Origin of the sequence: Shewanella sp. NFH-SH190041 (genome assembly GCF_024363255.1) — a bacterium.
Lineage (GTDB): Bacteria > Pseudomonadota > Gammaproteobacteria > Enterobacterales > Shewanellaceae > Shewanella.
Genome location: NZ_AP026070.1, coordinates 34,215 through 56,160 on the forward strand (window position 1 = coordinate 34,215; position 21,946 = coordinate 56,160).

At 48.5% G+C, this 21,946-nt stretch carries 14 protein-coding genes, 1 tRNA gene and 5 rRNA genes; 14 read left to right on the forward strand and 6 right to left on the reverse strand.

Annotation, left to right across the window (positions count from 1 at the left end; genetic code table 11):
• The first annotated feature begins 146 nt into the window (after positions 1–146).
• From NFHSH190041_RS00165 to rrf (NFHSH190041_RS00190), 6 genes are all read left to right on the forward strand, one after another.
• Positions 147–3,039 (forward strand): 23S ribosomal RNA (locus tag NFHSH190041_RS00165).
• A 104-nt stretch (positions 3,040–3,143) separates the two neighbouring features.
• Positions 3,144–3,259, forward strand: a 5S ribosomal RNA gene (rrf, locus tag NFHSH190041_RS00170).
• Positions 3,260–3,271: 12 nt separating this feature from the next.
• Positions 3,272–3,348: transfer RNA gene (locus NFHSH190041_RS00175), tRNA-Asp, on the forward strand.
• 1,177 nt (positions 3,349–4,525) lie between these two features.
• Positions 4,526–6,068, forward strand: a 16S ribosomal RNA gene (locus NFHSH190041_RS00180).
• A 281-nt stretch (positions 6,069–6,349) separates the two neighbouring features.
• Positions 6,350–9,242, forward strand: a 23S ribosomal RNA gene (locus NFHSH190041_RS00185).
• A 104-nt stretch (positions 9,243–9,346) separates the two neighbouring features.
• Positions 9,347–9,462, forward strand: a 5S ribosomal RNA gene (gene rrf, locus NFHSH190041_RS00190).
• The 16S, 23S and 5S rRNA genes sit together here with 1 tRNA gene alongside, the layout of an rRNA operon.
• 642 nt (positions 9,463–10,104) lie before the next feature.
• Here rrf (NFHSH190041_RS00190) and NFHSH190041_RS00195 read toward each other — a convergent pair.
• On the reverse strand, positions 10,105–10,653 hold the full coding sequence (locus NFHSH190041_RS00195; RefSeq protein WP_261923336.1) for a 1-acyl-sn-glycerol-3-phosphate acyltransferase: 549 nt from the start codon (positions 10,651–10,653) through the stop codon (positions 10,105–10,107).
• Between the two features lie 90 nt (positions 10,654–10,743).
• On the opposite strand from NFHSH190041_RS00195, the gene NFHSH190041_RS00200 reads away from it, so the two are divergent.
• Positions 10,744–11,166, forward strand: coding sequence for a YybH family protein (locus NFHSH190041_RS00200; protein ID WP_261923337.1), 423 nt, complete (start codon positions 10,744–10,746; stop codon positions 11,164–11,166).
• Here NFHSH190041_RS00200 and NFHSH190041_RS00205 read toward each other — a convergent pair.
• The 3 genes from NFHSH190041_RS00205 to NFHSH190041_RS00215 form a co-directional block, all read right to left on the reverse strand.
• Positions 11,141–11,896: an NRDE family protein gene (locus tag NFHSH190041_RS00205; protein ID WP_261923338.1), complete on the reverse strand. Its 756-nt coding sequence runs from the start codon at positions 11,894–11,896 to the stop codon at positions 11,141–11,143. The two genes, NFHSH190041_RS00200 and NFHSH190041_RS00205, sit on opposite strands and share 26 nt — an antisense overlap.
• A gap of 96 nt (positions 11,897–11,992) precedes the next feature.
• A complete protein-coding gene (locus NFHSH190041_RS00210; RefSeq protein ID WP_261923339.1) occupies positions 11,993–13,546 on the reverse strand; it encodes a metal transporter in 1,554 nt (517 codons plus the stop codon).
• A 145-nt stretch (positions 13,547–13,691) separates the two neighbouring features.
• Positions 13,692–14,258, reverse strand: coding sequence for a chorismate--pyruvate lyase family protein (locus NFHSH190041_RS00215; RefSeq protein ID WP_261923340.1), 567 nt, complete (start codon positions 14,256–14,258; stop codon positions 13,692–13,694).
• A gap of 174 nt (positions 14,259–14,432) precedes the next feature.
• On the opposite strand from NFHSH190041_RS00215, the gene NFHSH190041_RS00220 reads away from it, so the two are divergent.
• The gene (locus tag NFHSH190041_RS00220) at positions 14,433–14,804 is read left to right on the forward strand and encodes a flagellar basal body-associated protein FliL (protein WP_261924984.1); all 372 of its coding nucleotides are present in this window, start codon (positions 14,433–14,435) and stop codon (positions 14,802–14,804) included.
• A 32-nt stretch (positions 14,805–14,836) separates the two neighbouring features.
• Positions 14,837–15,883, forward strand: a complete 1,047-nt coding sequence (gene rlmF, locus NFHSH190041_RS00225) for a 23S rRNA (adenine(1618)-N(6))-methyltransferase RlmF (RefSeq protein ID WP_410010841.1) — start codon at positions 14,837–14,839, stop codon at positions 15,881–15,883.
• Here the strand turns inward: rlmF and NFHSH190041_RS00230 are convergent.
• Together NFHSH190041_RS00230 and NFHSH190041_RS00235 are read right to left on the reverse strand one after the other, a co-directional pair.
• A complete protein-coding gene (locus tag NFHSH190041_RS00230; protein WP_261923342.1) occupies positions 15,877–16,785 on the reverse strand; it encodes a helix-turn-helix transcriptional regulator in 909 nt (302 codons plus the stop codon). The two genes, rlmF and NFHSH190041_RS00230, sit on opposite strands and share 7 nt — an antisense overlap.
• A 17-nt stretch (positions 16,786–16,802) precedes the next feature.
• Positions 16,803–17,633, reverse strand: coding sequence for a formate dehydrogenase accessory sulfurtransferase FdhD (locus NFHSH190041_RS00235; protein ID WP_261923343.1), 831 nt, complete (start codon positions 17,631–17,633; stop codon positions 16,803–16,805).
• Between the two features lie 287 nt (positions 17,634–17,920).
• On the opposite strand from NFHSH190041_RS00235, the gene NFHSH190041_RS00240 reads away from it, so the two are divergent.
• The 5 genes from NFHSH190041_RS00240 to NFHSH190041_RS00260 all read left to right on the forward strand — a co-directional run bounded on the left by NFHSH190041_RS00240 (position 17,921) and on the right by NFHSH190041_RS00260 (position 21,865).
• On the forward strand, positions 17,921–18,382 hold the full coding sequence (locus NFHSH190041_RS00240) for a DUF3305 domain-containing protein (protein ID WP_261923344.1): 462 nt from the start codon (positions 17,921–17,923) through the stop codon (positions 18,380–18,382).
• Positions 18,379–19,038: a DUF3306 domain-containing protein gene (locus tag NFHSH190041_RS00245; protein ID WP_261923345.1), complete on the forward strand. Its 660-nt coding sequence runs from the start codon at positions 18,379–18,381 to the stop codon at positions 19,036–19,038. The genes NFHSH190041_RS00240 and NFHSH190041_RS00245 overlap by 4 nt, the downstream gene beginning before the upstream one ends.
• A 204-nt stretch (positions 19,039–19,242) precedes the next feature.
• Positions 19,243–20,865, forward strand: coding sequence for a 4Fe-4S dicluster domain-containing protein (locus NFHSH190041_RS00250; RefSeq protein WP_261924985.1), 1,623 nt, complete (start codon positions 19,243–19,245; stop codon positions 20,863–20,865).
• 9 nt (positions 20,866–20,874) lie between these two features.
• The gene (locus tag NFHSH190041_RS00255; RefSeq protein ID WP_261923346.1) at positions 20,875–21,540 is read left to right on the forward strand and encodes a molecular chaperone; all 666 of its coding nucleotides are present in this window, start codon (positions 20,875–20,877) and stop codon (positions 21,538–21,540) included.
• A gap of 130 nt (positions 21,541–21,670) precedes the next feature.
• Positions 21,671–21,865, forward strand: coding sequence for a formate dehydrogenase (locus NFHSH190041_RS00260; RefSeq protein ID WP_261923347.1), 195 nt, complete (start codon positions 21,671–21,673; stop codon positions 21,863–21,865).
• Positions 21,866–21,946: the final 81 nt, after the last annotated feature.

A 21,946-nucleotide genomic window follows, 5' to 3' on the forward strand; every position in this document is an offset into this window, starting at 1 on the left:
AGGCTTTGTTAATACAAAATTGAGTTCTCAAACACTTTAATCAAGTAAATTGAGTATTCTAATCAAGGCGTTGTGATTCGAAAGAATTACAATTATCAAACCAGCAAGTTGCAATGCAACCTGAATGAAACTCATTTGGGTTGTATGGTTAAGCGACTAAGCGTATACGGTGGATGCCTTGGCAGTCAGAGGCGATGAAGGACGTGTTAATCTGCGAAAAGCTGTGCTTAGCCGATAAAAGGCACTTGAGGCACAGATGTCCGAATGGGGAAACCCGGCACCATAAGGTGTCATCATATACTGAATACATAGGTATATGAGGCGAACGAGGGGAACTGAAACATCTAAGTACCCTTAGGAAAAGAAATCAACCGAGATTCCCCAAGTAGCGGCGAGCGAACGGGGACCAGCCCTTAAGTCTTCAGGGTGTTAGTGGAATAAGTTGGAAAGCTTAACGGTACAGGGTGATAGTCCCGTACACGAAAACTAACTGAAGATGAAATCGAGTAAGGCGGCACACGTGATATGTTGTCTGAACATGGGGGGACCATCCTCCAAGGCTAAATACTCCTGACTGACCGATAGTGAACCAGTACCGTGAGGGAAAGGCGAAAAGAACCCCTGTGAGGGGAGTGAAATAGAACCTGAAACCGTATACGTACAAGCAGTGGGAGCGGTTCTTGAGACCGTGACTGCGTACCTTTTGTATAATGGGTCAGCGACTTACATTTAGTAGCGAGGTTAAGCGAATAGCGGAGCCGTAGGGAAACCGAGTGTTAACTGCGCGTTTAGTTGCTAGGTGTAGACCCGAAACCCGGTGATCTAGCCATGGGCAGGTTGAAGGTTGAGTAACATCAACTGGAGGACCGAACCGACTAATGTTGAAAAATTAGCGGATGACTTGTGGCTGGGGGTGAAAGGCCAATCAAACCGGGAGATATCTGGTTCTCCTCGAAAGCTATTTAGGTAGCGCCTCGCACGAATACCATTGGGGGTAGAGCACTGTTAAGGCTAGGGGGTCATCCCGACTTACCAACCCTTTGCAAACTCCGAATACCAATGAGTACTATGCGGGAGACAGACAGCGGGTGCTAACGTCCGTTGTCAAAAGGGAAACAACCCAGACCATCAGCTAAGGTCCCAAAGTTATTGCTAAGTGGGAAACGATGTGGGAAGGCTTAGACAGCTAGGATGTTGGCTTAGAAGCAGCCATCATTTAAAGAAAGCGTAATAGCTCACTAGTCGAGTCGGCCTGCGCGGAAGATGTAACGGGGCTAAGCAATACACCGAAGCTATGGGTACTAGCACTTGTGCTAGTGCGGTAGAGGAGCGTTCTGTAAGCGGTTGAAGCGGAAGCCGTAAGGCACCGTGGACGTATCAGAAGTGCGAATGCTGACATGAGTAACGATAAAGGGAGTGAAAAACTCCCTCGCCGAAAGACCAAGGGTTCCTGTCCAACGTTAATCGGGGCAGGGTGAGTCGACCCCTAAGGCGAGGCCGAAAGGCGTAGTCGATGGGAAACGGGTTAATATTCCCGTACTTCTGCTAACTGCGATGGAGAGACGGAGAAGGCTAGGCCAGCACGGCGTTGGTTGTCCGTGTTTAAGATGGTAGGCAGTGTGTTTAGGCAAATCCGGACACATAATGCTGAGAATTGATGACGAGGTGCTACGGCACTGAAGTGGTTGATGCCATGCTTCCAGGAAAATCTTCTAAGCTTCAGGTTAGTAGGAATCGTACCCCAAACCGACACAGGTGGTCGGGTAGAGAATACCAAGGCGCTTGAGAGAACTCGGCTGAAGGAACTAGGCAAAATGGTACCGTAACTTCGGGAGAAGGTACGCTCCTGTTGGTGATGAGACTTGCTCTCTAAGCTGACGGGAGTCGCAGATACCAGGTGGCTGCAACTGTTTATCAAAAACACAGCACTGTGCGAACTCGCAAGAGGAAGTATACGGTGTGACGCCTGCCCGGTGCCGGAAGGTTAATTGATTGGGTTATCTTCGGAGAAGCTCATGATCGAAGCCCCGGTAAACGGCGGCCGTAACTATAACGGTCCTAAGGTAGCGAAATTCCTTGTCGGGTAAGTTCCGACCTGCACGAATGGCGTAATGATGGCCACGCTGTCTCCAGCCGAGACTCAGTGAAGTTGAAATTGCGGTGAAGATGCCGTATACCCGCGGCTAGACGGAAAGACCCCGTGAACCTTTACTATAGCTTGGCACTGAACATTGACCCTACATGTGTAGGATAGGTGGGAGACTTTGAAGCGGTGACGCCAGTCATCGTGGAGTCAACCTTGAAATACCACCCTTGTAGTGTTGATGTTCTAACTCTGGCCCCTGAATCGGGGTTGAGGACAGTGCCTGGTGGGTAGTTTGACTGGGGCGGTCTCCTCCCAAAGAGTAACGGAGGAGCACGAAGGTTGGCTAAGTACGGTCGGACATCGTACGGTTAGTGCAATGGCATAAGCCAGCTTAACTGCGAGACAGACACGTCGAGCAGGTACGAAAGTAGGTCATAGTGATCCGGTGGTTCTGAATGGAAGGGCCATCGCTCAACGGATAAAAGGTACTCCGGGGATAACAGGCTGATACCGCCCAAGAGTTCATATCGACGGCGGTGTTTGGCACCTCGATGTCGGCTCATCACATCCTGGGGCTGAAGTCGGTCCCAAGGGTATGGCTGTTCGCCATTTAAAGTGGTACGCGAGCTGGGTTCAGAACGTCGTGAGACAGTTCGGTCCCTATCTGCCGTGGGCGTTGGATGATTGAGGGGAGCTGCTCCTAGTACGAGAGGACCGGAGTGGACGAACCGCTGGTGTTCGGGTTGTCATGCCAATGGCATTGCCCGGTAGCTACGTTCGGAATCGATAACCGCTGAAAGCATCTAAGCGGGAAGCGAGCCCCAAGATGAGTCATCCCTTAGACCTAGAGTCTACTGAAGGGCCGTCCGAGACTAGGACGTTGATAGGCAGGGTGTGTAAGCGTTGTGAGGCGTTGAGCTAACCTGTACTAATGACCCGAGAGGCTTAACCATACAACCCAAAAGGGTTTTGTTGGAAACCTTGATAGAATAATCAAGACTTGATTGAAGTTAGAGAACGAGAAAAAAAAGCAGCTTTCTAGATTGTACAGAATTTGCTTGGTGACAATAGCACTGTGGTCCCACCTGATCCCATTCCGAACTCAGAAGTGAAACGCAGTCGCGCCGATGGTAGTGTGGGGTTTCCCCATGTGAGAGTAGGTCATTGCCAAGCGCCTAATTTAGTGGAGCGGTAGTTCAGTTGGTTAGAATACCGGCCTGTCACGCCGGGGGTCGCGGGTTCGAGTCCCGTCCGCTCCGCCACTTACATCGAAGCCTCGTCAGAAATGACGGGGCTTTTTTGTATTTGAAATTTAGCTCAAAAATTTAATAGCTGGGGTATTTCTTCCTACCTCGTATGGCTAAGGCATGTGAACAGCTCCGCTCTACTACATTGAGATGACAACAGTTCTTGTAGTCATGCAGATGTATATACAGAATTGGCATTTGTGTTATCCTGACTTCAAATACATCTTCTACTAGACTAAATTTGGTGCTTAAAAAATGGGCTCTTGCTCTTATCCTTAGCTTGAAATATTTACTTTTGCAGTTCAGGTTGGTTTGGTTTTTATTTAATCACCTATCATGTTGCACCGAAAGAGAGCGGCGTTCCCTGGATGTCCTAAGAACTATATAAAATTATCTATAATCAATATCTCGTCTTAAAACCTTCCGCAGCCCAGTTTAGGTTTAATTAAATCACTTAAATTAACCGCTTAATCATATAAGGTCATCGGGATTCTCTTTTTGTGTCTTGCGATGTGGTATTTTGCGTTGTGTGTTATCGGCCCCTAGGTGTAAAGCGTGAGGTTAGTTGTCCTTCTGGGCTACCAATTAATAATTCATAAATCTACGTAGTTAGTTGTTTGTTTGAATATTAACCTGATAATTATCTGTAAATAGAACTGAAATATTAATTAGTGATTAGGGTGAAGCATGGATATTGTGTCTTACATAAAATGGAGTGTGGATAAATCTGTGAGTAATGTGTGGTTTGAATGTGCTTTTTAAGGGGGTAAGTTTTTATTCACTTAAAACTGCATTTTTCTTTAAAAAAGCCCTTGCGCAAAAAAATAAGCTGCCTATAATGCGCTTCCATCGACACGGCACAACGCGCTTCCAGCGGTTGTTGAAGTGATGATTCACTCACTTGCTAAGGCAGTGAGTGTCGCGAAAAAACATTTGAAAAAATGCTTGACGCGACAACAGGAAAGCGTAGAATACGCAGCCCTGACCCGGTGAGAAACAGCATCGGTTGCTCTTTAACAATATAAACAGACAAGCAAATCTGTGTGGACATTCGCAGATGTTGATGAGGTCGACAAAGACTTTTATCAATGAACGAAGTTCGCGCAGCATGCAAATGCAGTCATTGCCTTAATGGGTAATGATGCAAAGACAGAATTCATTGAGCAGAACCTTCGGGTTCAACCAAAACTTTTAATTGAAGAGTTTGATCATGGCTCAGATTGAACGCTGGCGGCAGGCCTAACACATGCAAGTCGAGCGGTAACAGGAAGTAGCTTGCTACTTTGCTGACGAGCGGCGGACGGGTGAGTAATGCCTGGGAATATGCCGAGATGAGGGGGATAACAGTTGGAAACGACTGCTAATACCGCATAATACCTACGGGTCAAAGCAGGGGACTTTCGGGCCTTGCGCATCTTGATTAGCCCAGGTGGGATTAGCTAGTAGGTGAGGTAAAGGCTCACCTAGGCGACGATCCCTAGCTGTTCTGAGAGGATGATCAGCCACACTGGGACTGAGACACGGCCCAGACTCCTACGGGAGGCAGCAGTGGGGAATATTGCACAATGGGGGAAACCCTGATGCAGCCATGCCGCGTGTGTGAAGAAGGCCTTCGGGTTGTAAAGCACTTTCAGCGAGGAGGAAAGGTTACTGGCTAATATCCAGTAGCTGTGACGTTACTCGCAGAAGAAGGACCGGCTAACTCCGTGCCAGCAGCCGCGGTAATACGGAGGGTCCGAGCGTTAATCGGAATTACTGGGCGTAAAGCGTGCGCAGGCGGTTTGTTAAGCGAGATGTGAAAGCCCCGGGCTCAACCTGGGAACCGCATTTCGAACTGGCGAACTAGAGTCTTGTAGAGGGGGGTAGAATTCCAGGTGTAGCGGTGAAATGCGTAGAGATCTGGAGGAATACCAGTGGCGAAGGCGGCCCCCTGGACAAAGACTGACGCTCATGCACGAAAGCGTGGGGAGCAAACAGGATTAGATACCCTGGTAGTCCACGCCGTAAACGATGTCTACTCGGAGTTTGGTGCCTTGAGCACTGGGCTCTCAAGCTAACGCATTAAGTAGACCGCCTGGGGAGTACGGCCGCAAGGTTAAAACTCAAATGAATTGACGGGGGCCCGCACAAGCGGTGGAGCATGTGGTTTAATTCGATGCAACGCGAAGAACCTTACCTACTCTTGACATCCAGAGAATTCGCTAGAGATAGCTTAGTGCCTTCGGGAACTCTGAGACAGGTGCTGCATGGCTGTCGTCAGCTCGTGTTGTGAAATGTTGGGTTAAGTCCCGCAACGAGCGCAACCCTTATCCTTACTTGCCAGCGGGTCATGCCGGGAACTTTAGGGAGACTGCCGGTGATAAACCGGAGGAAGGTGGGGACGACGTCAAGTCATCATGGCCCTTACGAGTAGGGCTACACACGTGCTACAATGGTCGGTACAGAGGGTTGCCAAGCCGCGAGGTGGAGCTAATCCCAGAAAGCCGGTCGTAGTCCGGATCGGAGTCTGCAACTCGACTCCGTGAAGTCGGAATCGCTAGTAATCGTGGATCAGAATGCCACGGTGAATACGTTCCCGGGCCTTGTACACACCGCCCGTCACACCATGGGAGTGGGCTGCACCAGAAGTAGATAGCTTAACCTTCGGGAGGGCGTTTACCACGGTGTGGTTCATGACTGGGGTGAAGTCGTAACAAGGTAGCCCTAGGGGAACCTGGGGCTGGATCACCTCCTTACCTAAGCGACACATTACGCTGTTGAGTGTTCACACAGATTGCCTTGTCTGGCAACATTGACTCCTTAGTTGAGTTGATGACGTTCTTTAACAATTTGGAAAGCTGATAGTAGAAACAAACCTCTCTTTTTAAGAAAGGCTTTGTTAATACAAAATTGAGTTCTCAAACACTTTAATCAAGTAAATTGAGTATTCTAATCAAGGCGTTGTGATTCGAAAGAATTACAATTATCAAACCAGCAAGTTGCAATGCAACCTGAATGAAACTCATTTGGGTTGTATGGTTAAGCGACTAAGCGTATACGGTGGATGCCTTGGCAGTCAGAGGCGATGAAGGACGTGTTAATCTGCGAAAAGCTGTGCTTAGCCGATAAAAGGCACTTGAGGCACAGATGTCCGAATGGGGAAACCCGGCACCATAAGGTGTCATCATATACTGAATACATAGGTATATGAGGCGAACGAGGGGAACTGAAACATCTAAGTACCCTTAGGAAAAGAAATCAACCGAGATTCCCCAAGTAGCGGCGAGCGAACGGGGACCAGCCCTTAAGTCTTCAGGGTGTTAGTGGAATAAGTTGGAAAGCTTAACGGTACAGGGTGATAGTCCCGTACACGAAAACTAACTGAAGATGAAATCGAGTAAGGCGGCACACGTGATATGTTGTCTGAACATGGGGGGACCATCCTCCAAGGCTAAATACTCCTGACTGACCGATAGTGAACCAGTACCGTGAGGGAAAGGCGAAAAGAACCCCTGTGAGGGGAGTGAAATAGAACCTGAAACCGTATACGTACAAGCAGTGGGAGCGGTTCTTGAGACCGTGACTGCGTACCTTTTGTATAATGGGTCAGCGACTTACATTTAGTAGCGAGGTTAAGCGAATAGCGGAGCCGTAGGGAAACCGAGTGTTAACTGCGCGTTTAGTTGCTAGGTGTAGACCCGAAACCCGGTGATCTAGCCATGGGCAGGTTGAAGGTTGAGTAACATCAACTGGAGGACCGAACCGACTAATGTTGAAAAATTAGCGGATGACTTGTGGCTGGGGGTGAAAGGCCAATCAAACCGGGAGATATCTGGTTCTCCTCGAAAGCTATTTAGGTAGCGCCTCGCACGAATACCATTGGGGGTAGAGCACTGTTAAGGCTAGGGGGTCATCCCGACTTACCAACCCTTTGCAAACTCCGAATACCAATGAGTACTATGCGGGAGACAGACAGCGGGTGCTAACGTCCGTTGTCAAAAGGGAAACAACCCAGACCATCAGCTAAGGTCCCAAAGTTATTGCTAAGTGGGAAACGATGTGGGAAGGCTTAGACAGCTAGGATGTTGGCTTAGAAGCAGCCATCATTTAAAGAAAGCGTAATAGCTCACTAGTCGAGTCGGCCTGCGCGGAAGATGTAACGGGGCTAAGCAATACACCGAAGCTATGGGTACTAGCACTTGTGCTAGTGCGGTAGAGGAGCGTTCTGTAAGCGGTTGAAGCGGAAGCCGTAAGGCACCGTGGACGTATCAGAAGTGCGAATGCTGACATGAGTAACGATAAAGGGAGTGAAAAACTCCCTCGCCGAAAGACCAAGGGTTCCTGTCCAACGTTAATCGGGGCAGGGTGAGTCGACCCCTAAGGCGAGGCCGAAAGGCGTAGTCGATGGGAAACGGGTTAATATTCCCGTACTTCTGCTAACTGCGATGGAGAGACGGAGAAGGCTAGGCCAGCACGGCGTTGGTTGTCCGTGTTTAAGATGGTAGGCAGTGTGTTTAGGCAAATCCGGACACATAATGCTGAGAATTGATGACGAGGTGCTACGGCACTGAAGTGGTTGATGCCATGCTTCCAGGAAAATCTTCTAAGCTTCAGGTTAGTAGGAATCGTACCCCAAACCGACACAGGTGGTCGGGTAGAGAATACCAAGGCGCTTGAGAGAACTCGGCTGAAGGAACTAGGCAAAATGGTACCGTAACTTCGGGAGAAGGTACGCTCCTGTTGGTGATGAGACTTGCTCTCTAAGCTGACGGGAGTCGCAGATACCAGGTGGCTGCAACTGTTTATCAAAAACACAGCACTGTGCGAACTCGCAAGAGGAAGTATACGGTGTGACGCCTGCCCGGTGCCGGAAGGTTAATTGATTGGGTTATCTTCGGAGAAGCTCATGATCGAAGCCCCGGTAAACGGCGGCCGTAACTATAACGGTCCTAAGGTAGCGAAATTCCTTGTCGGGTAAGTTCCGACCTGCACGAATGGCGTAATGATGGCCACGCTGTCTCCAGCCGAGACTCAGTGAAGTTGAAATTGCGGTGAAGATGCCGTATACCCGCGGCTAGACGGAAAGACCCCGTGAACCTTTACTATAGCTTGGCACTGAACATTGACCCTACATGTGTAGGATAGGTGGGAGACTTTGAAGCGGTGACGCCAGTCATCGTGGAGTCAACCTTGAAATACCACCCTTGTAGTGTTGATGTTCTAACTCTGGCCCCTGAATCGGGGTTGAGGACAGTGCCTGGTGGGTAGTTTGACTGGGGCGGTCTCCTCCCAAAGAGTAACGGAGGAGCACGAAGGTTGGCTAAGTACGGTCGGACATCGTACGGTTAGTGCAATGGCATAAGCCAGCTTAACTGCGAGACAGACACGTCGAGCAGGTACGAAAGTAGGTCATAGTGATCCGGTGGTTCTGAATGGAAGGGCCATCGCTCAACGGATAAAAGGTACTCCGGGGATAACAGGCTGATACCGCCCAAGAGTTCATATCGACGGCGGTGTTTGGCACCTCGATGTCGGCTCATCACATCCTGGGGCTGAAGTCGGTCCCAAGGGTATGGCTGTTCGCCATTTAAAGTGGTACGCGAGCTGGGTTCAGAACGTCGTGAGACAGTTCGGTCCCTATCTGCCGTGGGCGTTGGATGATTGAGGGGAGCTGCTCCTAGTACGAGAGGACCGGAGTGGACGAACCGCTGGTGTTCGGGTTGTCATGCCAATGGCATTGCCCGGTAGCTACGTTCGGAATCGATAACCGCTGAAAGCATCTAAGCGGGAAGCGAGCCCCAAGATGAGTCATCCCTTAGACCTAGAGTCTACTGAAGGGCCGTCCGAGACTAGGACGTTGATAGGCAGGGTGTGTAAGCGTTGTGAGGCGTTGAGCTAACCTGTACTAATGACCCGAGAGGCTTAACCATACAACCCAAAAGGGTTTTGTTGGAAACCTTGATAGAATAATCAAGACTTGATTGAAGTTAGAGAACGAGAAAAAAAAGCAGCTTTCTAGATTGTACAGAATTTGCTTGGTGACAATAGCACTGTGGTCCCACCTGATCCCATTCCGAACTCAGAAGTGAAACGCAGTCGCGCCGATGGTAGTGTGGGGTTTCCCCATGTGAGAGTAGGTCATTGCCAAGCGCCTAATAAGTGAAGAAGCCACCTGAATAAGGTGGCTTTTTTGCGTTTGGGTTTTGAACATTGTTAACACTATCTTGAAGCCCAGAGTATTTTTACTCAGCTGGTTGTATAGCTTATACCCAAGCGGTAACCCCCCTTAGTATTCGGTTAAGAAATCACTTCTATATTTATGCTATTTATAGCCTTTCCTGTACTGAACAGTCAGTGATTGTTCCTCGGGAACCACTTCGATGTTGTACTAGTCTCTATCCTATATACAGATATTGGGCAACTTCGGATGCTTTAAGCTTAAGTTAACTCAGTCATATTTCGTTTATGTGCTTATTTTTGAGGTTCACTGTTATCGAAAGGCTCAAGCCTATGGGCTTTACCACTGATCTTTAATTGAATATTGGATTTTGTCGTTCCGTTGGAATGACCTATTTTCTTTTTAATAGCATTTCAAATACAGCTTTATCTGAGGGATTGGATATGTCGTATATTTATGGAGTAGCGGCAAAAGGTTGATCATGGGAGGAATAACAGATTGATGGCCAAGGCTCTTATTCGATTGGTCGCTTGCTTATGTTAGCAAAGATGAAAATAGATAATTGGGAGGATAAAATAATAAAGTCTGCAAGCAGGCTTTATTTAGGTCTATAACTATTTGAAATCAGGGATTAGCTTAGGTTTCTTTCCCTGAATAGTGCGGTAAAACGCCATGAGTTCATTCATGTCATGATGCATATCATCCCCAGGATATTTGGGATGACTTATGACCAGCTTTTTACGGCCAAAATCAAATCCGATAGCAACAATAGGGATCTGTGATTGTTTGGCAATATGGTAAAAACCAGTTTTCCAGCGCGTCACCTCTGCTCTGGTGCCTTCAGGTGCTAATGCCAATTTATACTCGGGATCTTCTGCAAATAATTTGCTGACGGCATCAACGAGGTTGTTGTGTTTGCGCCGATCAACTGGGCTGCCGCCTATCGCCCGAAATAGCCAGCCCCAAGGGGGGATAAATAATTGATGTTTACCGAGGAAATGAATGCGTTGTCCTAGCGCCCCTCTGGCCATGACACCCACGATAAAATCCCAGTTACTGGTGTGAGGGCCAACAATAATGATATAGCTGACTAATGCGGGTAATTTACCTTCGAACTGCCATCCAGTCAGTTTCATTAGCCACTGGCAAAGTTTGGTGAACATAACACCTCTGAAGTTTTGTTGCAGTATCCCTTGAGTTGGGGACGTATTCTCAGGGTATAGTATAACCGCCCAAACTCTTGGAGAAAGTTTATGTTAGCCAAAGGAATTGCTGCATTACTATTATTGCTAGCGCTACCGGTTGCTGCTGTGCCCAGTGATGACATTGCTCGACTATTACAACAGCAGGAAGATGCTTGGAATCAGGGGAATTTGGATGCGTATATGCAGGGATACTGGCAAAGTGCCAATATGCGTTTTGTCTCTAATGACCATGTTCGTTATGGCTGGCAAACAACCTTAGATGCATATAAAAAACATTATCCAGATAAAGCAGCATTAGGGACACTGACCTTCAATATTACTGAAATCAAAATGCTAAGTAATTATGCGGCTTTGGTCGTGGGTCGCTGGCAGTTAGAACGCGAGAAAGATAGGCCAAATGGTGTTTTTACGCTCTTAGTCGAGCGCATTGATGATCGTTGGGTTATCACCCATGACCACTCATCAGACTAATATGAAATTCCCCGAGTTGCTCACCTGTAGCGTTATATCTTCTCTCTAGGAACTGTAACTTACCACTGTGGTGATACAGCATAATGCTAGTTGAGCGGGTACCATAATCTGGGTGGCGGATAAAAATCGCTGAGAATTGTTGCTCCCAAGCTAATGGTAAGCCGGTTTGAGGGAGTAAATGATCTGCTGGCCGGGTCTCATCTTGCATCATCAAGATTAATTGCTCTAAGTCGGGTTGCCGATAACTTTCAAGTATTTGTGTTAGCTTTTGTTTTCCTAAAGCCATCTTAGGCCAGATATCTGTTAATGCCCCATTACAGATTGCATGAACTCCTGAAGATATAGGGATTAATTGCTGTTGGGGGCTATGGAAGCAGTACAGTTGTTGTTGATACTCAAATACTAAATTGAACGGGTTATAGTCTTGGCTATGTTGCATTAGCCATGCTGGAGTAATGAGCTCCTGTAGGGCCTGGGTAACAAGTTCTCCACGGCTGAGTTTTGTGGGATCGTTTGGCGTGTTGGTGCGGATATTGGTCACAGCGGCAATGGCACCATTTATCTTGCAGCCAAGCCAAGTTCCGCCGGCCTGAAGATCTTTACCTGCGACAATGCCTTCTGGCCAAAGATGAGCCGGGGCTGTAGCTCGGTGATGGAATTCATCCCGATTTGCGCAAAGAATGATTGGATAATCTGGATGGTATTGATAGGCAATAAACAGAATACACATAAACACAGCGCTACAGAATAAGTGCTTCTACTGTAGCCTGAACTGCACCGAATAAAAATGCCGACCGATTATCACATCGGTCGGCATTATGGAATATCAGTGATGATGTCCGTGATTGTGTTCATGCCCATGGGCATGATGTTCGTGTTGTGGCAGGACTTTGATCAGCATCAGATGTTTTAAAAACTTTCTTGGTCCCAAACGCAGTAAACTGGCAGCAAACAGCAATGCAATAACGGCCAGGCAGGCATAATTAACACTGAGTGGTAACGCTAGCAGAGGTTGCATTATTGGGTTGACCAAGGCGGTGCTGAGCCAGACGAGCGCCAGTAACATAATCAGTAAGCTAATGCGTTGGCCCCAAGACATCAGTTTGAGTTGGGTCCGATTAAATACCGGTGCTGCCAGTAGTGCCAGCATTACCGCGGCGCTGTGCCAACCACTTACGGCTAGCGCCATTGCTAGAATAACACCTCCGAGTGGGCAGAAACGTGCTGATATAAATACCACCAAGAGCACAATAATTTGCAATAGAGGGTTGCTCAATGGCACTGATGGGTGACCGATCAGGTTGGCTAAAATTAAGCTGAATAAAATCCAGGGAGCACTGCGGTCTACCAATTGGCTAAAGCCAAATTGTAGGGCGGAATTCCCCTGATAGGTATGATGCTCAACGGGTTGAATATTGCTGTAGCAGAGATAGGCTCCCACAATCAGCAGCCCACCGAATTGCAGCAGAGCATATCCTGGCCCCAGTAGCAGCAAGGTAACCAAGATTGCCTCTGGTCCAGCAAGGCGCTGAATCCATTGGCTAACCATATTACCTGCTGGCTTGAGGCCTGCAGCGAACCTAATCACAGCCGTGATATAGGCCAAAAGCAGTGCTGGTGCGGCCAAAATTAACCACTCAGCTAATTGATCAGTACTGTGTTCATGGCCTTCATGGTGATGTTCACCAGAGTCCAGCGCTAACAGCAGTACGAGTAATACAATTCCGAGCAAACTGCCAATACCGGCTTGATATTCGTACTTACCCTGTTTATCCGCATTCGGATGCCCATGGGGTTGGTGTAACACCACATGCAGAATCGAACCTGTGACAAAGGCTTGCAGATATACCGTATTGTCTAGGCTCAACTGAGATAGCAGTTGTCCGCTGGCAAAATAGCCCACAGCAGTTAGTAGCATCATGCCAAATAAGACCAGTGCCGCCCACTTGGTGCCTACTTGGGGTTTAAGTAGCCACCAAATGGCTAAACCAACCGGTAGCCGATGCAGAATCACCCCTAAGGCTAATAAGGAAGAGTTACCATCCTGTTGCGCCAGCACCATTGCCCCACCATCGGTGAGGGTATGCAGCATGAGCCCACCAATGCCTAAAGCCAGGGTGAGGTTATGGGTAATGTCTGAATAACGATGAAAGAGGCGTTCACTGGCCGTCGGCCCCCACAGACCGAGTATGACAAAAATAATGGCTAAAAAACCGCCATGGTGCAGCAGCTCGGGCAGAATATGGACTAATACCAATCCGCCGAGGGAAACAAAAATAAAGCCGTCTAATCCTTTTTGCAGACCGCTTCCAGATGAGAAGTAGCGGTAGAACAACGGACCGAGTAGCAGTGCGATACAGCTGGCAACTAAATAAAGCATGGATCCAACGGGGGATGATTATCGAAGAGCGCAACATTATAGCAGCAGGCTGTTAATTGGCCAGCATTGAAAATCATTCGCATCTAATATTTGTGATCTTGAATTTACATTTGCTTCAAACTGAATCGATTTTGCCGCGATATTGTCAGAGAAACGTTTCAGAAACTGCCTCGCAGATCATTTGCTCTGCCGCGGGTAGAAAGAGCTCTGTTACGCAGAGGGATTGGTGGTGGTAATGGAAGAGCCGTTGCCGCCCCCAAAATGAGTTGGGAGCCGTTTGCTGTAGTTGACGACATAGATCTGCAAACGAAGGGTTATGGCGAAAATGAAGCAGCTGCAATTGACCGGTTTCAAATGGGTTATCAGCAAATAGCAGCTCCCCTAAGGGCTGACTTCCTAGTTGCATTAATCCGGCATCTGGATTTTGCATCAGGGTATGGGGGATTAAGGTACGGGCATAAATCCAAGCAATGCCATCCAAATAAAGTAAAACTTCCCGAGCCCAAAATGGTTCAGTGTTAACCGAAGTGTGGGGAGATTGGTGTAATAACTCAACCTGGAATGTATCGCAATGCTGTTTGAGTTTATGGGTCAGACTGCCGGGACAAAGCAGCCATTCTTTTAGTGGCGTATCAGGGATATTTACAGTGTCAGCTGGCGAAAAACGCTGTATTGGCTCACCATAAGGAAAGCTGAAATCTGTCACATCCATCTGATCACCCTAGGCTTAACTGCAATCCGAGCCAGTCTAGCATAGGGCTAAGCATGACAGATAGTAGTGGAATGACCGGGGAGGGAAATCTATATGGTAAGGGAATATATTGGCTTGCGGCAGTCGCTACTGTATCTGTTGGTGCTGATGTGGTTAACGGCATTGGTGCCGGTTATGGCTGCTGATGAAGAAGCGCCGGCCGAAGGTGATGAGCCTGTGGTGGAAGAATACGCCTATTATGGTTTTGACCCTGATATTGTGACTAATTACATTACCAACAGAAAAAAACTGGGTTATGTCAGGATCACCGTTGAGCTCATGGTGCGCAACGCCGATGATCTGATAGAGATAGAGCACCATGACCCCCTACTGCGCTCTGCGATGCTGGAGATATTAGGTAATCAGGAAGAGGAGCAGGTCAAATCCATTACGGGGCGTGAACAGATCCGTCGTGAATGTTACGATACCATCAATCGCTTACTGAAGCAGGAAACCGGCAAAGCCATGGTGGTTAACCTGCTGTTTACTCGTTATCTATACGATTGATGCCATCGGTGTCGTCGTCACCGGTCTAAATCATGAATGCTGCACACTCTCGCCCTCGCAGGGCAACGTCTTCTCAAAAAGTTCATACAAAAACAGCTGAAAAACCGAGTTTACTTAGTACCCAGACATTCGTGAAAACCGTTTGTCGGGCATTGCACCCCGCTAATCCACATCGGCAAGGGTATGACTTTAAATCGCTTACCGCGACTTTGCCGGCACTTACGCCTTTTGTTCGCCCTAATCCCCAAGGTAGACAGAGCATTGACTGGGCAGATCCTCAGGCAGTTAAGTTACTGAACCGGGCATTACTGCAGCATTATTATCAGATTCGTCAGTGGGATATCCCTGCTGGATTTCTCTGTCCCCCGATTCCGGGGCGAGCGGATTATCTGCACCATGTAGCGGATTTATTGCCTCAGGCGGTAAAGCAATCGGCTCGTGTGTTGGATATTGGTACCGGTGCCAATGGTGTCTATCCGCTGGTTGGGCACAAACAGTTTGGTTGGCAATTTGTGGGCTCAGATGTGGATCCTCGCTCATTAGCAAATCTACAACAGATCATTGAAGCGAATGGTTTACAGCAGGCAATTCATACCCGCCTGCAGCGCGATGCCAAAAAAGTCTTTGCAGGGATCATGACGCCAACTGATCGTTTTGAGCTGACCATGTGTAATCCGCCGTTTCATGCCTCTTTGGCTGAAGCCAGTGCCGGTAGCCGCAAAAAACAGGCTAATTTGGCTGCGGCAAACGGAAAAACGGCGAGCCGAGGGCTAAAGCTGAACTTTGGTGGCCAGAAGGCAGAGTTATGGTGTGAAGGCGGTGAGATCCGTTTCTTGGAAACCATGATCCGGGAAAGCCGCCAGTTTGCTAACCAGTGTCTGTGGTTTAGCTCACTGGTTTCTAAATCCGATAATATTCGCCCTTGTCGCCGCTTGCTGGCGAAATTAGGGGCTGCCCAAGTGAGACTGATTGAAATGCACCAAGGCAATAAAATTATCCGGATTTTAGTTTGGAGTTTCTTGTCTACTGAGCAGCAGGCCGCATGGCCCGGAGCTGACTCCGGGGTACAGACTTATTGATTGGCGGTCCAAATCAGCTGACCTGTATTGGCCAGATCATATCCGGTTAACAGGCTCGCCATCTGACGGGTCTGGGCACTGGATAGCATGGTAAACAATTGCTGCAGCTGGCGGCGGAAATAGATACTTTGGGTCATCACAAAATCAAAAGACTCTGTCAGTAATGGCACAAAGCTCAGTCCACTTTCCATAGCAACGGATTGACAGCCAAAGCCGATATCCGCATCCCCTCTAGCAATATAACCTGCCAGCTCTCGCTCACTGTACGCTGTCAGTACGGTGTTGAGCTGATCGATTCTGGCACCTTGGGTCATCAGCCATTGCTCTAGGTGCTGCTGACTACCTGCGCCGCCTTGTCGTAGTATCCAACGCCAGGATTGATTGGCAACTTGTGCTTGTTCCTGACATCTGTGGTGCATTTCTGGGCGGACAATCAGTCCCTGTTGGCGCGTATAGCCATGTACCATAATCCACTGTTGATGATTGGCATAGCCTTTCAATAGCGCTGGATGGCGGATGCTGCGCTCTTCTACGCTGCCCCAGTGCAAGGTACAAACATCAGCATAGCCTTTGGAGAGCAGTTCCAAGCCCAATCTTGAGCCGGTTGCGCTATAGCTGATCAGTTCTCGACTGCCAACCTGGGACATCAACCGGGCAACAAGCATTGCCAGTAAAGGATCGTCACTGCCGGTGATCAGCAGCCGATCAGTCAGCATTCCGGAGTGACAGGAGTCCATAATCCAGCGGTCAATTAGGATTTTGGGAAATAGCCATTTACCCGTCACCTTGGTGGCTGGCAAAATGCGGTCATTGGCCATGGCATAAACTTTTTTCTCGTTTAAATCCAGATATTCGGCGACCTGTCTGGCACTCATGTAGACCAGATCACTGGCTTCTGTCATGGCGTATCCTTGGTATGTTATTGATTAACATCAAATTGAAGATTTTCAGCACCGTTATATACCAGAAAATGACGGCCTTTGGCTCGGGCAATCATGGTGATCCCCAGCTTTTGTGCCAATTCCAAACCCATCTGGGTGACACCACTGCGTGATAACAGCACGGGAATGCCCATTTTGGCCACTTTAATGACCATTTCAGAGGTGAGGCGACCTGTGGTATAGAAAATTTTGTCTCCGCCAGGCTCTCCGCTCAACCACATATCTCCTGCCAGAGTATCAACGGCGTTATGGCGGCCGACATCCTCGACAAAGGCTGTAATGGTATCATTGTGACAAAGGCCACAGCCATGTACGGCTCCGGCATGCTTGTAGGTTTCGTTATAAGCACTGATATTTTTCAGTAACTGATACAGGGTGCTTTGTTTCAGCGTTTGTTTCGGCAAATGGATATCATCAATACCCTGCATGAGGCCACCGTATACAGTGCCTTGTCCACAACCTGTGGTCACTGTTTTTTCGGATAATTTTTCATCCAGATCGGTTATCTGTTCACTGGTCACAATGGCGGCAGAATTGGTATCCCAGTCGACAATGACAGATTGCAACTGAGTTACATCTGAGATAAAGCCCTGATTTTTCAAGTAGCCAAGAGCGAGAGACTCAGCTTTGGCTCCCAGCGTCATCAGGGTCACTATGGGGCGCCAGTTTAGGTATACCGTCAGCGGGCGTTCACAGGCAATAAACTTCTGTTCCGGCTCTCCGTGTTCGTTGACTGCGGTTACTTCAATGGTCAGCGGCACTTCTGCACGGGTTTTTACAAGCGAAAAAGCAGCATTGGTTTGGCTCATGGGCTTCCGGATTCAATAAGACAGAGTTCAGAGTGAATAGTTAGCAATATTCATACCCGCTCTGCTATAACCTTAAAAGAGATATTTATCACAATTTACCGGGTTTTGCCGGACAATTATATCCCTATTGCCAATCGACATTGGACAAAATGTCCGATGTATGCGTTAAATTGAATGATCTTGTGCAAATAATCGGCTGATCTTTTTGCTGGCACTAAATTTGCAGTCTCAGCCGTGCAAATATGAGTTTCTTCCTGCTGGGCAGGAGAGGCATAAAAGGTAAAAATATGCAGCATACAGAAAATGTTTGGCCAATGTACGTTTCCCTGAAACGGGAAGAAAAACAGGTGGGGCGGTGGTTGTCGGTCGATTGGGTACTGGATCAAATGGTGCCGGCGACGATGGAAGCCCCTGCAAACAGCAAGCTGGTGTTGTTGGAATTATTCCGAGATGAACGTGCCAGTTATCGGTTGAATTTGGATCTCGACACGCCCATGCTTTATTTGGTGTGTGATGAGCTCAGTGATGGTACTTGGGAGCCTTCCGCTTTGTCAGCCGATCAGAATGTGGCTGCTGGTTGCTTGGAGGGGGATACCCCAGTGATTGGGCTGGCGATGCCTGAAGCTGTTGCTTGTTGGATTGAAGCTTTTATTACCCGGCATGGTGAAGTGGAAATTTGTGCCCACCGGCGTAAACACGTTAACCGCCGCAAGGAGCTGGCCGAGAATCAAAGGCGTAAAACTGTATGAGTGATAAACCCCAGGGTTTTTTCAGCCGTTGGCAACAGCGGCGTGAACAGGTGGCTGAAGAGGCGCAAGAGACTCAAGCCGAGACTTTCTCTGAGGATTTAGCGAGTGACTCCACTGCTGCAGAAGCGACGCTTGATACTGCATTGCAAACAGATACCACCGTTGCATTGCAGCATAGTGATGAAACGGTTTGTGAGCCTGATGTACTGACAGCCGCTGATTTACCGGATCCTGACAGCATTGAGGTTGGCGGGAGTTTTGCGGCATTTATGGCGCAGAATGTGGACCCGTTGGCGAAAAAAGCCGCCTTGCGCGCACTATGGAAACAACCTCATTTTAATGAGATTGATGGCTTGTTGGAGTATGCCCTTGATTATTCTAATCAGCCTAAATTAACCGCAGAAGTTTCAGCTGAATTAGTGAAAAAGGTCTTTAATAAGGTATTTGACGATACGTCGGAGGATGAAGATAAGCAACCTGCTGACATGGCAGATATGCCCGAAGCCACCGAGCCATTGCTGGTGCAAGATCGCATTGAGCCTGAGACAAATCCTCCTACAGACAAATTGAGCGTAGAGGAGATTGATATTGCCCAGAATGTACCAAGTGCTGCGCAAGAAATAGACGTTGATGTTGTAAAAGGTAAGTTTAGCTAATTTTAGACTCTGTAAAATTGGTACACCACTTGCTGTAAGTCGTTCAAAAGAATGACAGTCCCTGCGCACCACAAACCCCAATAACAGGGCGCTGGGACCGACATAACAACGGCAACAGCCAATACTGTTCAGGAACGCATAGTGAGCATAAATTCCAATACTGTGCCAAGTCAGCTTCAGCTGAAGCAGGCTCGGCAGGACGTGATGGCGCAAACCCGGATTCTGCAGAATCTGATCCCGCCAACAGTCAGCTATACGACTCAGGGCAATGTTCTGATCATTGGCCCGGAAGATTTAATTCGTCTGGCTGCAGCCCAACTTACTGCTATGGCTAGTGTCGTGCTGTTGGCAACCGACCCCATTTCCAGTCAGGATGATGAACACCTCGAGCAGGTGATGAATGCTGTACCTGATACGGAATGTTTTTATAACCGATTAATCGCCGTAAAAGGCTTTTTAGGGCAGTTTCAGGTGCTGGTTGCTGGTGAGGCCGCTGCTGATAGCCAAGTGCAGCTTAGTCAGGTTGCGATTCGTCAACCGCATTTTGATCTGGTGCTGGATTTAGGGCTGGAACCATCGTTACAACTGGAAATGTTGCCTCCGGGCTATTTTTACGTTGGTCGTGAGCCGCAAAAACTCGCCGACGCGTTGCAGCAATTACCAGACATGGTGGGCGAGTTTGATAAGCCCAGATACGTGAAGGTGAATGCCGAGCTGTGTGCTCATCATCGTCATGGCATGAATGGCTGTAACCGTTGTTTGAATGTGTGCCCGGCAGATGCCATTGCTTCGGTTGAGAATGTGATTGAGATAGATCCATACCTATGCCACGGTGCTGGTAGTTGCACCAGTGCCTGTCCAACTGGCGCACTGAGTTACGATCTGCCTAACCCACAAGCGTTACACTGTTATCTGCACAAATTAATCACCCGTTATCAGGCGTTGGCCCAACAGGCTCCTGTGGTGCTGTTTTATGATGAAGACAGTGCTTTAGCTGCTCAGATTGATGTGTTACCTGGTGACGTGTTGCCAGTGGCGTTGGAAGAAGTCGCAGTAGCCGGGATTGACCATTGGTTGGCGGCATTGGCTTGGGGCGCTCGACAAGTGCTCATATTGACCACTGATGCTACTCCGGAAACCCTAATGGCGATGCTCAGCGGAGAGTTGGCACTGGCCAATCGTATGCTGAGTGAAATGGGCCAACCTGAACGCATCAGTACAGTGCAAGATATCGCGCCAGAGGCGTTGTCTGACACCTTGATGCTAAGTCTTACGTGGCCGCTAACACCCGCTGGGGAATTTACTGCAACCACTAAGCGCGCGACCTTATATGCTGCTGTTGATCATCTGAACCAACAAGCTAATGTGGTTAATAACATAGTGCCTTTGGCTAATATTCCTTACGGTACGGTGAGCATTAAGGCGGAAAACTGCACCCTGTGTTTGAGCTGTGTGGCTTCCTGTCCAACTTGGGCGCTTAAAGATGGTGGTGATGAACCCGCGCTGCGTTTTACGGAGCAAGACTGTATTCAGTGCGGTTTATGTGAAAATGCCTGTCCTGAGCAGGTGATTAGTCTGTCTTCGCGCATTAACTTCGATCAGGTGCAACGTCAGCAGGCACGCACGTTAAAAGAAGAGCCGCCATTTGAATGTATTGTCTGCGGCACCCCATTTGCTACCCAGTCTATGGTGCACCGCATGTTGGACATGGTCGGTAGTCATGATGCTTTTTCTGCCAATATCGAGCGGCTGAAAATGTGCGGTGATTGCCGGGTGAAAGACATGTTTGAAGATATTTTACAGGATCCAGAGAAGCAACTGCGTTAAGAGACCTCTATGACAGAATCAGTAAGACAAATTAGCGAAAACGATCAACTTCGGGCTGATATCTATCAGCTGATCGCCGCCTTGCTGCGCCGCTCACCCACTGCAGAATTGCTGGATTTTCTGGCTCAGCTGGAGGTGGATACCGATCAGGATAATGATATGACCAAGGCTTGGCTGGCGCTGAAATTGGCCGCTGGTCAATTTACCCCAGAGCAGCTGGAAGACGAATATTTTGCCCTGTTTATCGGGGTCGGTTGCGGTGAAATCCTGCCCTATGGCAGTTGGTTCGTTACCGGTTCGCTGATGGATAAGCCTCTGGCATTATTGCGTCAAGATTTGCTGCAGTTGGGCTTTGCCCGTCAAGAGGACGTGAAAGAGCCTGAAGATCATGTGGCAGCTCTGTGTGAAGTGATGGGGACGTTGATCTTGGAAGCCCCTAGCTTCCGTCAATTGGCATTTTATCAGCGTCATATGGGCGATTGGATTGCCCGCTTCTGCGATAAATTAGCCGAGGCTCCCAGTGCAGCGTTTTATGCCACGGTGGCACAGTTAGCAAAAGCCTTTTTTGCGCTGGAAGCTGTGGAGTTTGAACAGTTAAGTTTGAATATTCCGGTGAATTGTCCCGGTAATGACGATATTCAACCCGAGACAGAAGGCACTGTCCGGGTGAATTGAGGATCCGGGGATCCTCAAGCGCGGCCGCGCCGGCGAAAGCTGGTGCGGCTGTACTTCGCCGGGGACAGGGATATCCCCATAAACGGGAATACTAAAAATTTAGTATTCCATTGATAAATCAGGAGACCTTATGAAGAAGCAGGCTTCCGGCATCAGTCGACGTCAAGCGTTAAAACGTTTGATTGCAGGCGGTGCGGCAGGTAGCGCTGTTGTCCTTGCGGGCACAGCACGCGCTGAATCACAAGCAGTCACCAAAGCAGTTAAAGGTGAGGGTTACCAAGAAACAGACCACATTCGCGCCTATTACGCCTCATTGCAGCAGTAACCATCTGCATAAGCCGTAGTTGTCAGGACGCGACGATACCCTGATACCGGTCAGTACTGGATCAGCCGTATCACAACCTAC